The following is a 15777-nucleotide window of genomic DNA, read 5'->3' as shown; positions in this document are numbered from 1 at the left end:
TTCTGTAGGTTAAACAGCCTTGTAACGCTACACCCATAGCACCTGGAAAAAACACGTGCCTCTACGGCCCTCGCAGGCAGATTGAGCCAACAAGATAAGAGACGCCTAAAGCAATGGCATGCGTAAAGACCAGCAAGACAGAATGGTTTACCGAAAGCAGTCCGCTTTCAGCAGCAATGAACGCAAAGGCTTTCGCTACAGCGCCTACAGGCATTAGAGGAGCAGCTTGTAGCAAAGGCCCCTGAATGCTTTCAGTGGTCATGCGCGCTGCAGGACCCAACAGGCGCGCCACGAGCTCACGCGTTGGCGTGTGCTCTGGTAAGGCCAACGCCCGTCGCAACAAAAGGCCTAGTCCTTCACGTTCACAAGCGGTAACAAACAGCTCCACAAAAGCCTCGAGCGATCCTACGCTACCCCGCTGCATTTCAGGTAATCCCACGCGAAGTGCTACCGCTCCTTCTGGCCCGCGCAGCTGACGCTCCAACCAGGAGACATAGGCGGCTACTTTCCCTGGCCAAGGCAATGGCACAGCACTGGCCAGCATCCCCGCCACAAGGAGGGGGCTTATCCGTCGAATTACAGATGCCGATCGTAGCCGCTCCATAAAACACCACCTTTACAGGCGAAACAATTTACACCCCCCTACTGCCTAGGTCAACGGCCCGGGTTGAGGGTTTCGCAAAAACCATTATCCTCTGCCTGCTTTTTACAAGCAAGCCGCTTGGTAAGAATCCCACCAAACGAAGGTTGCCTTCAACGAAGGGCAAAAATCACCTCGACCCGTGCCCGCACTTCGATCTCGCCAGCAGCATAGGCTTCCGGCGTTGCGTCAGCTGCTGTCGTACGGAGCATTGCAGCCTCTGTCCACATCGGACGGGGAAATTCCAGGCTTTGCTCGTGAATGCGAATAGGATCACCAACGTCTTTGCCCAGCACAGCCAGCATCTGGCGAGCTTTGTCCTGCGCATTGCGCACAGCTTCCTGCAGCGCCTTCATTTGCACTTGGGCCCGTGTGGACACATCGTAGTGCACGCCCAATAGGCGATTGGCTCCCTGCTGCACCACACGCATCACGGCTTCTGGAAGCAGGTCCAGTTGGGTAAGCTCTGCACGCACCTGTCGCTGCACCTCATAGCCCCGCTCTTCCCAACGCTGGCGTTGCGGATCGTATTCACGCACGGGTTGCAGGGTAAGGGCTTCTAGGAACAAGTTGCGTTCCTCAATGCCCAGCGCACGCAGCGCGTTCAGGGCATTACGTGCAGCTTCTTCGTTGCGTTGCCGCGCCCGCTCCGGATTGGCATCGCGCGTGACCACGGCAAAACGCACCGTAGCCTTATCTGGCAAAACGCGCACTAGGCCTTCTCCCTGCACGGTGATGGTAGGCACGCCGAGTTCTTCAGAACCAAGGCGTACAACTTGGGCTTGGCTTGCAAAGCTTAGGAGCATGCAGCTTAAAGCAGCATAGACATGGCGCATGGCTGTCTCCGTTGGTTTAGACTCTGTTAAAGTAACGACACCTCCCCTGCGATTCGCGTCTGGCGCTGCACTCAGGGTGTCAGGCGGCCTAACAGACGCGGGAAGGGTATCGTTTCGCGCACGTGGTGCACGCCGCAGATCCAGGCTACTGTTCGCTCAAGCCCAAGCCCAAAACCGCTGTGAGGTACCGATCCGTAGCGCCGAAGGTCTAAGTACCACTCGAAGGCCTGTCGCGGCAGGCCATGCGCTTCAAGCTGCGCTTCTAGGAAAGCTAAGTCATCGGCACGTTGACCGCCGCCAATAATTTCGCCGTAGCCTTCGGGAGCCAGAACGTCCATGCCCAGGGCCAATCGGTCGTCTTCCGGATCGCGCTTCATATAAAACGCCTTGACAGCAGCCGGGAAGCGGTGCACAATGATCGGCCGGTCGAAGTGCCACGTCAGCACTGTCTCGTCGCTATTGCCAAAGTCGTTGCCCCATTGGAAATGGCGGGCAGACGCTTCCCACAACGGCAAGTTTTCCAACTCTTTTTCGATGTCTTCGAGCCGTTGGTTGATTTCGATCTCGCGGGCATCGATGCGGCGCTTTTCAGCTTGTTTAGCCTGACCGTAACGGCGACGATTTTCGACTTTTTCAGCTTCAAGCTGGCGCTGCTCTTCCTTAAGGGCCTCGATACGCGCTTGGATCAGCCGGGCTGTTTCGTCGCTGCGCAGGAGTTCAACCGCTTCTGTATACGTCAGCCGTGGAAACGGCGCCTGTACCCGCTCAAGCGCTGCAACGTCGCGCCCTAGCATTTCCAACTCCATCCGGCAGGAGCGCAAGACCTCTTGCACAATATGCACGACCAGCTCTTCGGCCAGCGCCATGTTCATTTCCAGATCGTAAAAAGCCATTTCCGGCTCAACCATCCAGAATTCGGTCAGGTGTCGACGGGTTTTGGATTTCTCGGCACGAAACGTCGGACCAAAGGTGTAGACCTTTCCAAAAGCCATGGCCATCGCTTCGGCATAGAGCTGGCCGCTCTGGCTCAGATAAGCTTTTTCACCAAAGTAGTCGATTTCAAACAAGGTCGTGGTACCCTCAACGGCATTGCCCGTTAGAATTGGCGCATCGAGCTGCAGAAAGCCGCGCTCCTGAAAGAACGTGTGAATGGCCCATACCACACGATTGCGGATGCGCAAAATGGCCCAAGGCCGCCGGCTGCGCAGCCAAAGGTGGCGATGGTCCATCAAAAACTCGATACCATGAGGCTTGGGCGTGATGGGATAGTTTTCTGAAGGGCTGAGCAGACGTACGCTGCACACCTGCACCTCGTGCCCTCCAATCTGGCGCTCATCCTGCACGACTACGCCTGTCACCTCCAGCGCACACTCCTGTGTCGCGGCTTCAGCAGCTTGCCAGGAAGCAGCGTCGACTTTGTCCTGAGCGACAACGCATTGCACCAGCCCTGTGCCATCACGCAGAATCAGAAAATGCAGCCCCTTAGAGCTGCGTTTATTAAAGAGCCAGCCTTTGAGCGTGACGGATTGCCCAACGTAGCGCGGCAACGCTTCGATGTATTGAAATGGCAACTGCATCGTTTTGCCTCCATAAATCTTTGCGATTCGTACTGCGCTTATACGCGCAAACAGGGGTTTTTCTATGCAGGCAGCGGCCTCCGGGCTTCCAACCACCCATCAGCAGCTGCATCGTGGTGGACAAGCCACCGAAAAAGCGGAGGAAAGGCAGCCGGTAACACACCGGCTAGTAACCGCATGCGACCGGGGACAAATACTTCGGGCAAATTGTGCTGAATGGCACGGACAATGGCTTGGGCTACCTCTTTGGGCTGGGCTAGCGGCACTAAAGGTGAGCGCCGAACCCCTTCAATCAGGCGCGTCTGCACCATGGTAGGGCAAATGCAACTGACGCCTACGTGCGTGTGACGCAGCTCAAACCGGAGCGCCTGCGAAAATCCCACAACCCCATGCTTAGCCGCACAGTAGGCTACTAGGCCTGAGACGCCAAACTTCCCTGCAATGCTGGCAAGGTTTACAATATGCGCCTGCGGCTTCGAAAGCAGGTGAGGCAACGCAGCGTGCGTGAGCGCCATCAGTCCTGTAAGATCAACGGCAAGCGTGCGGGCCCACACGGCAAAATCGATCTCGGCAAATGGCCCGCTAGGGAGTACGCCGGCATTGTTGACCAAGATGGAAAAGCCTCCTGCAGCAATCGCTTCGCGAACCAGTCGGCGGATATCTTCTAGATCCCCGATATCGCCTTCGAGTGCCACAAAACGCCGTCCCAGAGCAGCGACCTGCTGGGCCGTTTCATCCATGTCGCTGTCTTTTAGATCTACCCCTATGATGTCGGCGCCATGCTGGGCTAGAAGGAGGGCTGTCGCCTGACCAATCCCCCGTGCAGCTCCAGTGAGTAAAACGGTTTGTCCTGGCAGCATCATAACTTTTCAAGCTAGGTGAAACGGGGCAACGCTTGGCGTGGAGGGTAGCGCCGGCCTTGTTGGCGTTCCCGGCGCAGCTGGCGCATATAGCGATAAAAGTCTACTTCTAACGCATGGCGCTTAGAAGGCACAAAACGCCTTAAGCGCCAGGCCTCTTCTTTCTGAATCCAACGCCACATCATTTCTCGGGGAGGCAGCCCTGCTTTTCCCTCTAGTAAATCGGCCACCCATTCGGCTTGGGCTTCGGCCAGCGGCATGATAGCACCCAAAGGCTGCACAAGTCCGATAAAGTACACATTGGGATGGTCAGGCGAAACAACGTGCATGTAGCGTGGAAAATAGTTATCGTGCACCTGCAGAAAAGCGGCATCAAAAAAAGGAAAAGCGACCTGATAGCCAGTAGCATAGAGGATCAGGTCAATTTCTTCGACCGAGCCGTCCGTAAACCGGACGTAGCGCCCCTCAAGCTGCTGAACGTCCGGTTTGACGCGAATTTTTCCGTCCTTAACCAACGAAAGCAACTCACTAGAGATGGTCGGATGTTCAGCGCCGAGGGGATAATTGGGCATGGGGAAACCGTAGCGCTTTTGGCTGCCCTGGGTTAGGTAGACCAGCCCTCGAAAAAGCAGGCGTTGCACTGGCAGTGGCAAGCGTGCCGTAAGCGGGGTCAGCCACGTGTCGAGGGGTCGCCTCAGCAGGTATTTGGGGATAACGTGCGCGCCGCGACGCGTTGAGAGCCAGACGGCTTGAGCATAGCCTACAGCTTCACAGGCGATATCGCAGGCCGAGTTGCCTATACCGACAATAAGTACGCGTTTGCCTTGGAAGACGTCGGGCTTCCGGTAGTCCCGTGAATGCATCACTTCGCCGTCGAACTTGCCCGGGAGGTTTGGCCAGTTAGGGTACCAGTGGTGGCCGCTGCATACGAGCACCGCGCCATAGCGATGGGTTTGGCTTTCGCTTGTTTTGCAGTGGCGCACGGTAACGCGGTAGGTCCCATCCCCTACGGGCGCGACGCGTACCACTTCGGTGCAAAAAGTAAAGCGGTCTCGGAATCCAAAATGCGCCGTATACTGCTCAAGATAGGCCAGCAGCTGCGCATGAGAAGGAAAATCGGGATAATCCTCAGGCATCGGAAAATCCGAAAATGCCGTCTTTGCTTTTGAGGTGTTGGTATGCAAAGAGGCGTAAGCTGGGGAAAGTCCGCTGTCGTTTTCGTAGCGCCAAAGCCCGCCTATATCGGAGCCTTTCTCAAAGCCATCGAATGGGATGCCGCGTTGGTAGAGCACCTTGGCCGCCACCAGACCCGACGGCCCAGCACCAATGATGCAGGCTTTCTCGACGCAGGATAGCGGCTTTTCGCTTTCATAGGGAGCCATTCCCGGGAAGCGATGCCCTTCAGAATAGCGCTCAGACACAAACATAACTTCCAAAAAGATTCAAAAGAAGCACCCCACAAAGCAGTTTTGCCCCGAGGAACACGAATTTTTTGGTGGCTATAGCCTTCAGCCTTCCATAAAATTACCAGGTTAGCGCAGGTCCATGTGGCCGGGGTCTGTTGTTTCCCATGCGAAGGACTTCCTAACAAGCTACTCCCTCTATGCCTCACCTTCCCGACTGATACAAAACCAAACCAGCCGGTTTGCGAGCCCAGTTCACGACGTACTGGTTAGGTCCCCTACCTCTAACATTCATGATAGAAGCGAGGAGATCCGTTGCATATGGCTCCATCGCTCTGTATCGAAATTTTTGAGCCCTCGCGAGCTGGGCGTTTGTGTTTTGCTCACTTATTTAGCCTGCCATAGCTCCTATAGGTAGGCTGCGAGGCTAGCCTCAAGGAATGGTTCAAGATTATCTGGTGCAGACAAATCAATGGATCTAAGCCCTAGACTCGGATACATTAAAGATACAACTTGACAAAAGGGACCGCAAAACATATAGTTGAGATTGGATATCCAAATACAGTTTAGGGAATGCCGCTTGATAAAGCATTACGGTATGCGCCTTGAGATTTCATGTACGCTATCGCGTAATACCCTACCCTTAGAGTATCGACGAGGATTCGCGTCCCTTATCAAAGAAGCCATCCGACGCACGAGCCCACGCGTTTTTGACAGATATTACTACGGATTACACGTGCTGAAGCCCTTTACCTTTTCCGTGTATTTCCCAGGACTTAAAGGACGTGATGGCGATTCGTTTGTTATAGGAGAAAAAGCCATTGTTCACTTCTCGACATCCTCAAAGGAATTAGGGGTTTCGGTGTATAATGGCCTGCTTGCACTACAGACCCATCCACTGTTTAATAATACGCTCTTAGTCGAGCGTATCAACCTTGAACGTCGGGTATTCATTCAAGAAGAATCGGCAATTTTTAAGACGATGGCGCCTGTGCTTGTCAACAACAAGGGTAATGCCGATTGGTACCTGTTGCCAAGAGAGGAAGGATTTGATGAAGGGCTTAAGTTTGCCGTCAAGGAGGCTGCACGCGTTTTTTTGGGTAAAGCGGATGTCTCGATAGAGTTCAACCCGATCCAATTCAGGCGCAAGGTCGTCCGCCATTACAACATGGCTATGCAAGGGTTTGTGGGTGTATTTGAGCTGCGCGGGAGCCCTGCGGTGCTCAATCTTATCTATGATATTGGCCTGGGCGTCCGCCGCAGCCAAGGATTCGGGATGCTCGAGCTCGTGCGCCAAGGCCCTTATGGAGAACAGCCTGCTTTCCAGGGAGGTGCCCATGAGTAAGATTACTTTGTATCCGTCGAACTGGTTGTATAATGCAGGAGTGGTTGGACTGCTGATAGTATTGGAAGAGCTTGGTGAGCAAGTTGAAAAATTCCTCATCGACGATGGAAGCGTGCATATAACGATCACAAAAGATGTCGACCAGATATTTGATAGATGGGCGAACTTGTCTCCGCGTTCGAAAAAAGGCACCAGTTTGGTTTATGGTTGGAAAGATGCATATTATGCAAATCAAACCGAGAGTTCTATTAAAAAGCGAATTAATGTGCTGATTGGGGGAGATACAAAAGGGGCGAAAACAAGACAATCTTCTCCCATATTTTCATGCGTTTTCTGTACGGTAAAAATGAAAATTAAAAAGTCTGATGCCACGTTTTTAAATCAAGCCTTTGGAAACATCTTGCTTGGCTCAGAAAAATCATTTAGTAACATGTATTGGAATAATTCTGCTAGAGATTTTGTGTGCCCCAAGTGTGAGTTCATACTTATGTGTCACCACATTGCCCTTACCCAGCTCTCCGACAGTTCGGAAATCTTCATTAATGCCCCGTCGTTCAAGGTGATGTACTATCTGAACAAGTTTGCTCGGGAGGCTTTCGGCGCAACCTCGCTTGCAGAAGCGCGAGCGAAAAGAGAGATCCTGGCGATGTCTGTGATCGAATACGCCACGAAGATACAAACGACGCTCGGCGTCTGGACGGGGATGAATATTGAGGTGGTGAGCCGACGCGAATATTGGATAGACGAAAAGAAGCACGTCAAGATCGAGTTCTTCAGCCTACCGTACGGGGTCATTCAGCTCCTTGCAGACCGCCGCATTGCTTCGCTCCTCAGCCAAATCGGAGAGTTCTCTATCTTGAACCTCGTGCTCAATCAGGATTTCTCTCGCCTGATGGAGCTGGGGTACCGCCTCTTGCGCATAGGACTTAAGGATACGGAATGGCAGGAATCGGAAGAGAAATTTGTCAATCAGAATTTGAGACTTGATAGAAATAGGAAGAATCCTGCTAAGGTAGCCGAGCAGATTTTTGATCTGCTCGCTCTCATTGAAGAAAAGCAAAAAAGGAGAAGCACATATGAGTATGCCAGCTTTGCCTGAAGTAAGATTAGGGGAAAAACTCCAGGAGCTTGGAAAACAGTTGAGAGAGGGTGAACCTAAGGTTGAGCAATTTCGCGAGGCTTACGACGAGCTAAGGAAGCTCAATCGCAGGCTTCAAGAGCTGCTCCAGTGGGCTGTAGAGCAGCGTAGGGACGAGAAAGAACTCAATAATCTGTATTGCCAGGTAGCCGGCTGGAACGCTTCCGACCTTGTGGAGCATTTGAAGCGGACCGGCTTTCGTTTGAAGCAAGACCGGGTCCTCAAAGAGGCTTTTGACCGTCAGGGATACCGGATATTAGAGCTTGTGCGGGCAGGGAAGCGGGATGAGGCTTTTCATGCTATTCTGCGTATCTTTGTCTCGGCCAAGCGGGAGTTTCCGGCGCATCTGGTGGAGGCGTTTAAGCCTGTCTATTCTGATACACTTTTCAGGGTCTTTCTGTTCTCGTTTCTTAGCGGCATTTTAGGAAAAGAGCAAGAATCTGAGTAATAAAAAAGGAGGCAGCTATGAATACTAACACTATCAAGAATGTCACCGTCACCATTATTTTTGAGGGGGCAGCACTCAACCGAGACGAGAAGATCGGGGGTAACATTCTTTCGATCAAGAAGCTCAATGTGAACGGCGAAGTCCGCTCCTTCATCGGAAAGCCTGCAATCAGGCATTATCTGTTTCAGACCCTCCACATGAAAGATCCCGAAGCATGGAAGCCTGCGCCAGTAATTGAACGTGGCTCGGGAGAGAATAAAACTTTACAATTTAATCTTGGACTAGCAGATATCATTACCTACCCGGAACTGGATGTCTTTGGTTATATGTTCACGATTGAAGGCGAGCGCTCCCTAACGCGAAAGGCTCCACTTGGGATCACCAAAGCGATCTCTTTAGCCCCATATGAAGCCGATCTCGCCTTCTATGCGAATCACGACCTAGTGAAGCGAGGAAGAGATACGGGGGGCACTGAGATTATGCCTAACATCTACAACAAAGAGGAACATAGTTCGTACTACAAGTTGAGCTTTACTATTGATACGAAAGTTCTGGGACAGGACGTGTGGATTCTTGAAGAGGAGCCCAAACCTCAAAATGGTGAGCTACGCATTAAAATCTCGGCCAACGATGAGAAAAAGCTATCTGGTACACCCAATGGTCCAAATTTATGGAAGCTTAGAGACCACATGGGAACAGACGGGGGAACAATAGAGTGGACCCAATTGGGAGGAAAATTTCAGATCACCTTTAGAGTTTCCGACGTAAAAAAAAGAAAGAGGGTTAGGGATATACTCAAAGCCATTAAAAACGGTCTTTACTCCCAATCCAGTGGCGAGGCGAATACGATCGTTCCCCTCTTCCTCATTGCGGCGGCGGTTAAGGTACCTTCCCCTGTGCTCCATCCATATATTGATCTTCGTAAAGAGGATGGCAGGTTGAAAGTGATTGGCATTACTGACGCGTTGAAAAATAGTTGGATAGAGAAAGAAGAAAATGATCCCATTGTTTATATCCAGGACTGCGAAAGATTGAAAGTTGATGATACGCTAAAAATGAATAGAGACAATTGGGAGAGCTTTTTAGAAAAGATTGGTCTCAAAGATTGAGAGGGGAAAATGCATGTGCTTCGGCTCCGTATCTATCAACCCCAGGCACATTACCGTGTACCTTTCACCTACCAGCGGCGGCATACCTATCCGATTCCACCCTATTCCACCGTAATCGGCTTCCTATGTAACGTCTTGGGAATTGATGACCCGAAAAAACAGGAAAATCTCCGTGATGAGCCCGTGATCCTCTACGATGAGCTAAAGAAGATCAAAATCTCCATTGCGGGCAGCTTTGAAAGCAAGACGACCGAGTATGTTTGGTTTCGCAATCTCTCCACGGCTTCCCATATAAGACGCTTCGGATACGCGGAGAACCGAAGCGTGGGAGGACATGTGGAGCATATCGGGGGACAATCCCCTGTGTCTATGGATATCCTCAATGAAGTCAGGCTCGTCATTTATCTGGCGCATGAGAAAAAAGCCTTTTTGGAGCATATCCGGTCTTCCTTGGAAAACCCTGTGCGCAGGCTTGAGGTTCTCCATCTCGGCCGAGCTGAGGACTGGATCGTGATAGAGGAGGTATCCGAAGTATCTGCGCTATCGAACACCGAAGGAAAAAGCCAAATGCAAGAGGAGGAAAAATCGGAATCGAACTTCCGTGTGCAAAGGGTGGATGCAAATTTCCGGCATTTCTTTTGGATTCCTGAGAGGATATTTACGGGCGCCTCAGAAAGCACAGAAGCCGATCCCTACACAAAAGCCCAGGGACTGCTGTACAATGTCCCCACTTTTTGGACGGTGGTGGATTATGAGCAGACCTTGAATCGCCATGGCCAGCGCGTTTTTGAATATATTCGGGCTAAGCTGAACGACGGTCTAATCACAGGCTGTAGGTTTCTTTACGATGAAAAACTGGGGCTTCCAATCTTTCTTGCGGACTTTGGGGCAGATCATAAGCAAAATATGGGAGAGGATCCTTCGGGTAGTAAGCCTTTTCTTTCCGATGAAAGACAGAGCCATGAGTAGGATTTGGGCTAAAAGCCGTGCGAGCGGGGGTAGCCAGCCGGTCTCACTTGCGGAGCACACCAGAGATGTGCTGCGTGTTTTCGAAAAGTTGAGCAGCAAGGTGAAGGATCTGAGCGAGGTTATCCGGATTGCAATCGTCTGCCATGATCTGGGGAAAGTCCTGCCAGCCTTCCAGATTAGGACCTTGGGAAAGAAGGACTATGAGCCTTACCCTCCTTATCATCATGTCCCTCATTCGTTATTTTCTGTCCTTTGGATCAACTCAGAAAAACTGCGGGAGAGAATTGAAAATACCTATGTGAGGTTCGTCCTTTCCGCTGTGGCTTACCATCATTGGAGGGAGGGATTCTCTGAATGGATCAGTTCACCTAACCAAAAACTCAGAGAGCTTTGTGAGGAACTGCAGAGAGAAGGGGTTAGGAAAAAACTTCAAGAGAATCTAAAAGAAGAGATTCGGCAACTTGAGGGGGACTGGCAGGATCTCATTGACTTTAACGTAGAGATGGCGAAGGGGTTGAAGAGGGGCGTCCCCTTTTCGGAATATGCTTCTCCGCCGTATCAGCTCTACTGGCTACCGAAGCGGGCGGCGATTGACGATAGCAAGTTAATAGACTGGGTCCTCATCTCTGGCTTTCTGATGCGCTCGGACCACTTTGCGTCGTTCTGTGAGGAAGAAGGTGAGGACTCTCCCCCAGAGGTGCCTAATGTAGCGTCTGAGAAGGTCAAGGAAAAGGTCAAAGCTAAAATCGGCGAGCCCCCTAACGGGCAGATCTGGCAACTGCAGGCCCTGGAGGGACTTCAGGACAAGAACGTCATCCTTGTAGCTCCAACCGGTTATGGGAAAACAGAGTTTGCGTTCTTGTGGGCGAGCGGAGAGAAATTTTTCTACACATTACCTCTCCGGGCAGCGGTAAATCAGATATTTGAGCGTGCTAAAAGGATTTTCGGCGATGACAAAGTGGGGCTGCTTCATTCTGATGCCGATGTGTACCTCCTGGGAGATGGTGGCGAAGCGCAGGCGAGCCTGAAATCCTACGATCTGGCCCGACAGCTTGCTTATCCGGTGTTAGTGTCTACTGGTGACCAGTTCTTCCCGTACGCCTTACGGCCGCCAGGGTATGAGAAGATCTATGCAACCTTTTCTTACTCCAGGCTCGTCATTGATGAAGTGCAGGCCTACGACCCTCGGGCCGCAGCTATTATCGTCAAGTTTATGGAAGATGTGGTCCGGATGGGGGGCAAGTTTCTCCTCATGACGGCGACGCTTCCAAAGTTTGTTAGAGAGGAGATAGATAGAGCTATCGGTGAAGAGCAATACAACGAACATAACTTATATGAGGAAAGAAAACAGGAACTAAAGCAATTCAAAAAACATTTCATTGAGGTGGAGCTGATTGGCGACTCCGATTCTGGGGGTAAGTCCGATTTTACCGTTCCTGAAGATAAGCTTGAGGCGGTTCTGCAGAAAGCAAAAGAGGGTAATCGTGTGCTTGTTATTGCTAATACCGTGAAGCAGGCACAGGATATTTTTCAGCGGTTGAAAAAGTTAATGGAGAGTAAAGCATGCTACCAAAGTCTTGGAAATAAGCTCTGGTTATTACACTCACAGTTTACCCAGCAGGATCGCGAGGAAAAAGAACAAAAGCTGATGGAAGAATTTCGCAATCCCAAACCCGATGGTGAGCGTGAGGGGAAGATTTTAGTAGCGACACAGGTGGTTGAAGCCTCTCTGGATATGGATGCCGATGTGCTATTTACGGAAATAGCGCCTCTGGACGCGCTGGTCCAAAGAATGGGGCGCGTTTGGAGAAGGTATGGCCCCTCCGTAGATCCTGAAAAGATCCCTAAACCGGGGGAAGAAAACCCCAATGTGTATATCTGGATTTTCAAGCAGGGACTTCACTCTGGAAGGCATTATGTGTATGACTTAGACTTAGTACTTCTAAGCATTAAGCTCTTTTATGACCTTTCTTTGAAGCAAAAAAACAAGGATGAAGCTGGTAATCCCTCTCAGGAAGAAAACTATAAAGAATGGTTATCTAAGATAAATAAGAAGAATGCGCAGGAGCGTATAGATTCTGTGCTCAAAGAAGTCTTTTCTCCCTCACAGTCTTCGCAATCTAAGTCGCGTAGCCGCAGAGGGAGCAAAGGAAACGACCTCAGTATGTTTCCAGAGACTGAACAGCAGGTGTCTTTAGATGGCTTCAAGGTAACCCTCTCTGAATATGACAAGTTTGACCTGGTTAAGAAGCTTTATGACCTTCCCGATGAGCATGACTACTTAGTAAAGTTTAGGCAGGCTAAGGATATTCTTGATGCCGGCTACATGTCGGATCGGCTCAAAGACGCACAAAAGATGTTCAGGGAGATCTACACAGTCTCTGTAATCCCAGAGAAGCGGAAGGAAGATTTCTCAAATGCTATCCGGGAATTTCTTAAGAGTCATAGCCTCAATGAAAAGCGGCTTTACACTTCCTTCAAGAGGGAAGTGCTTTCCAAGTTTGTTGTGTCTCTTCCAGGCAGGGCCAAGCAGCAGTCAGTTGAGGGGTGGGTTAGAGATCTTTCGGATCTAGAAGACACACAAAGGAGGCGCCTGCTTCGCTGGTGTCGGGATATCTATTTCGCAGAATATGAGTACAACCACGAGCAAGGGATCATTGTCGGAGCACCATGGGGCTACAACGATGCTGCAATCCTTTGAAGGGCGAGATGTTCGCCGAGGCTGAGCCGATTTGAACCTTGCCACTTCTCAGGCGGTCTGTAGACTCGTTATGGCACAATTCCGATGTTACTGCAGGATTTCTGGCTGCACCTCCTCCCAGTTTCTGCAGCCGACAAGGCCCAAAGCCAGATCCAGCTCGGCCAACAGGTTTTCCAGTACGAAACGCACACCGGCCTCGCCGCCGACGGCCAGTCCGCAAGCGTAGGGTCGCCCCAGCAGCACGGCTTGAGCGCCTAAAGCCTTTGCTTTGAGCACATCGGCAGCCCGTCGAATGCCGCTATCAAACAGGACCAACAGGCGGTCCCCTACGGCATCGACCACTGCCGGCAGCGCATCTAGTGCTGCAATAGCCCCATCCAACTGGCGGCCACCATGGTTAGATACAATAACACCTGCCACGCCCGCCTCGGCAGCGCGGCGTGCATCCTCTGGGTGCAGAATACCCTTAAGCAGGATCGGCAATCGGGTATTTTCTTTGAGAAAAGCCAGGTCATCCCACGTCAAGTCAGGATGCGAAAATATTCGGGCAAAGGTCAAGATGGCTCCCGTGGGGTTGGCTTCGGGTGGTTCGTCGAGGCGGCTGCGGAAAACAGGATCTGTAAAGTAATTTGCTAGTCCTTCGCCGTAAAGAAACGGTAGGTAGGCGTGCTCTAGGTCCCGCTCGCGCCAAGCCAGGAGCGTCGTGTCGAGCGTAACAACCAGGGCCTCATAGCCAGCGGCTTCGGCCCGGTGTATTAGACTGAGGGTCAGCTCCGGGTCGCGTCCCCAGTAGAGCTGAAACCAACGCGGTGCCGCACCCATCACGTCCGCCACGGCTTCCAAGGGATAAGAGGAAACCGTGCTTAGCACAAAGGGCAAACCTACTTGAGCCGCTGCCCTAGCCACGGCCAACTCACCTTCAGCATGTAGGATGCGCTGCACGCCGATAGGTGCCAGTAGCACAGGTGCTGGCAAGCGCCGGCCCAATAGCACTACGCTTAGATCGCGCCGGCCTACTCCCCGAAGCATGCGGGGCACCAGTTGCCAACGGCGAAAGGCTGCACGATTGGCCTGAAGGGTCTCTTCACCACCAGCGCCCCCGAACAGATACGCGGCAGCCTCTGGCCGAAGCGCCGCGCGCGCCTGATCCTCTAACGCCTCAATAGCGACCGGAAACGCTGGCTTTTTCCCCGCCAGCCCACCCAGATAAATCTGGAGCTGGCGCTGCATGCCAGGCGAAGTTGCCAAACCCAAGGCATCTTGTGTCATGATGCTTTGCGTTTTAATGATTAGATAGCTATTCCGGGTAGGGCAGCACAGCCAGCGTCAAACGGCTGATGCACACCAGACGCTCTTGCGCGTCATAGATGCGGATATCCCACACCTGCGTACGCCGCCCGATGTGCAGCGGCCGCGCTACACCTTTTACTTGTCCCGAGCGGACTGCACGGATATGGTTGGCGTTGATCTCTAGCCCTACGCAGAAGAGCTGGTCAGAATCCAAGCATAGCTGAGAGCCTACACTCCCCATCGACTCTGCTAGAGCCACCGAGGCTCCACCATGCAACAATCCGAAGGGTTGCTGCGTGCGGCCATCTACAGGCATTGTGGCAACCAGATAGTCGTCGCCGATCTCGATGAACCGAATGCCCAAATGGCCCAGCATATTGCCCTCGGTCATTCGGTTTAAGTCTTCTAGCGTAGCTGGCCGTTTCCAGATTGCGGTCCCAGGCATAGGAATCTCCCTTACAGACGAACAACAACCTTTCCCACATTGCTTCCAGCGTGCAAGTATTCCACGGCATCGGGCACAGCCTCCAGCCCTTCAAAAGGTGTAGGATCGATAGCTACCTGGAGCTGGCCTGTTCGGTATAGCTGGAATAGCCGCGGCAAGTGTGTGCGAAAGTGTGCCACGTAATGCGGCAGAAAGAAGCCTACTACCGCAGCCGACTTTGGAATTAGCTTGGTGTACAACCGGACCTGGCTTACTGGATGCGGCCCTGTCCGGTATTCGCTCACAAACCCAATGCACAGCAGCCGTCCATGGCGGGCCAGCATCTCCACGCATAGGTCAAACACTTCTCCCCCTACGCTTTCATAAACCACGTCAAAGCCGTGGGGATACTCCTTGCGCAGCACTTCCGTTAGGTTTTCCTGGCGATAGTTGATCACCCGATCGCACCCTAAACGCCGAAGTAGGTTGGCTTTTGCTTCGGTGCCACACGTTCCGACCACATAAGCGCCTGCCAGCTTGGCCAGTTGCACTGCATACTGCCCTGTCCCACCAGCAGCGGCTGTTACCAGCACAGCTTCCCCAGGACGCACGCGAGCTACTTCTTGCAAGGCAATCGATGCCGTCAGTCCGCTTACCAATAAACTGACCACCTCGGCAGAAGCCTCAGGCACTGGGATAGCATGTCGGGCTGGAATGCATTGGAATTCGCTGTAGCCCCCACCGAGCTTGATCGTTCCCACGGGATCCCCCGGGCGCAGTTCTTGCACGCCCTCCCCCACGGCAACCACCTCGCCAACCGCTTCAGCACCCAGCTCAAACGGGGGCAGTTGTCCTGGACGATAGCGCCCTGCCGTAATATTGACATCGGTAGCGTTGACTCCGGCAAATCGATTCCGAATCAACACTTCTCCCGGCCCAGGTTGGGGCAAAGGGACTTCGACGATCGTGGTTGCTTCCCGAAAGTTAGGTGAAAGCTTATGGGCAACAAGCTTGCGGTACGTCGTAGGCAAATGCAT

14 protein-coding genes are annotated in these 15777 nt (G+C 52.3%); 6 read left to right on the top strand and 8 right to left on the bottom strand.

The annotated features are described in order from the left end of the window. Window positions 1-61 precede the first annotated feature (61 nt). The 5 genes from J8E65_RS05795 to J8E65_RS05775 all read right to left on the bottom strand — a co-directional run bounded on the left by J8E65_RS05795 (window position 62) and on the right by J8E65_RS05775 (window position 5340). Entirely contained in the window at window positions 62-604 is a 543-nt protein-coding gene (locus tag J8E65_RS05795; RefSeq protein WP_210374633.1) for a hypothetical protein, read from the bottom strand. Between the two features lie 149 nt (window positions 605-753). Continuing rightward, window positions 754-1476 (bottom strand): SIMPL domain-containing protein, encoded by a 723-nt coding sequence (locus tag J8E65_RS05790; RefSeq protein ID WP_210374631.1) that lies wholly within the window; start codon window positions 1474-1476, stop codon window positions 754-756. Window positions 1477-1547: 71 nt separating this feature from the next. Next, the gene (locus J8E65_RS05785; RefSeq protein ID WP_210374629.1) at window positions 1548-3053 is read right to left on the bottom strand and encodes an asparagine--tRNA ligase; all 1506 of its coding nucleotides are present in this window, start codon (window positions 3051-3053) and stop codon (window positions 1548-1550) included. Between the two features lie 62 nt (window positions 3054-3115). Next, window positions 3116-3916 carry an SDR family NAD(P)-dependent oxidoreductase gene (locus tag J8E65_RS05780; protein WP_210374627.1) on the bottom strand — a complete coding sequence of 267 codons (801 nt, stop codon included), beginning with the start codon at window positions 3914-3916 and terminating at the stop codon, window positions 3116-3118. Window positions 3917-3927: 11 nt separating this feature from the next. After that, a complete protein-coding gene (locus tag J8E65_RS05775) occupies window positions 3928-5340 on the bottom strand; it encodes a flavin-containing monooxygenase (protein WP_237181694.1) in 1413 nt (470 codons plus the stop codon). Between the two features lie 574 nt (window positions 5341-5914). Here J8E65_RS05775 and cas6 point away from each other — a divergent pair. Genes cas6 through cas3 form a run of 6 tightly spaced genes read left to right on the top strand, consistent with a single transcriptional unit; the run spans window position 5915 to window position 13026 of the window. Continuing rightward, window positions 5915-6661, top strand: coding sequence for a CRISPR-associated endoribonuclease Cas6 (cas6, locus tag J8E65_RS05770; RefSeq protein ID WP_210374619.1), 747 nt, complete (start codon window positions 5915-5917; stop codon window positions 6659-6661). After that, window positions 6621-7760, top strand: a complete 1140-nt coding sequence (locus J8E65_RS05765) for a Cas8a1 family CRISPR/Cas system-associated protein (protein WP_210374617.1) — start codon at window positions 6621-6623, stop codon at window positions 7758-7760. Before cas6 ends, J8E65_RS05765 begins: the two co-directional genes overlap by 41 nt. Further along, entirely contained in the window at window positions 7744-8247 is a 504-nt protein-coding gene (locus tag J8E65_RS05760; RefSeq protein ID WP_210374616.1) for a hypothetical protein, read from the top strand. The genes J8E65_RS05765 and J8E65_RS05760 overlap by 17 nt, the downstream gene beginning before the upstream one ends. A gap of 17 nt (window positions 8248-8264) precedes the next feature. Beyond that, entirely contained in the window at window positions 8265-9356 is a 1092-nt protein-coding gene (cas7i, locus tag J8E65_RS05755) for a type I-B CRISPR-associated protein Cas7/Cst2/DevR (protein ID WP_210374614.1), read from the top strand. Between the two features lie 9 nt (window positions 9357-9365). Then, a complete protein-coding gene (cas5b, locus tag J8E65_RS05750) occupies window positions 9366-10325 on the top strand; it encodes a type I-B CRISPR-associated protein Cas5b (protein WP_210374612.1) in 960 nt (319 codons plus the stop codon). Further along, a complete protein-coding gene (gene cas3 / locus J8E65_RS05745; protein WP_210374610.1) occupies window positions 10318-13026 on the top strand; it encodes a CRISPR-associated helicase Cas3' in 2709 nt (902 codons plus the stop codon). Before cas5b ends, cas3 begins: the two co-directional genes overlap by 8 nt. An 87-nt stretch (window positions 13027-13113) precedes the next feature. Here the strand turns inward: cas3 and J8E65_RS05740 are convergent, their stop codons facing one another. Genes J8E65_RS05740 through J8E65_RS05730 form a run of 3 tightly spaced genes read right to left on the bottom strand, consistent with a single transcriptional unit; the run spans window position 13114 to window position 15777 of the window. Beyond that, window positions 13114-14295, bottom strand: coding sequence for a lactate 2-monooxygenase (locus J8E65_RS05740; RefSeq protein WP_210374608.1), 1182 nt, complete (start codon window positions 14293-14295; stop codon window positions 13114-13116). A gap of 28 nt (window positions 14296-14323) precedes the next feature. Further along, window positions 14324-14761, bottom strand: coding sequence for a hotdog fold thioesterase (locus tag J8E65_RS05735; RefSeq protein ID WP_210374607.1), 438 nt, complete (start codon window positions 14759-14761; stop codon window positions 14324-14326). Window positions 14762-14772: 11 nt separating this feature from the next. Then, window positions 14773-15777 carry a quinone oxidoreductase family protein gene (locus tag J8E65_RS05730; RefSeq protein ID WP_210374605.1) on the bottom strand — a complete coding sequence of 335 codons (1005 nt, stop codon included), beginning with the start codon at window positions 15775-15777 and terminating at the stop codon, window positions 14773-14775.

Origin of the sequence: Rhodothermus bifroesti (genome assembly GCF_017908595.1) — a bacterium.
In the GTDB taxonomy this organism is placed as follows: Bacteria; Bacteroidota; Rhodothermia; order Rhodothermales; family Rhodothermaceae; genus Rhodothermus; species Rhodothermus bifroesti.
Note: the sequence above shows the minus strand (reverse complement) of the source record. Positions and strands in the feature narration are given on the sequence as shown.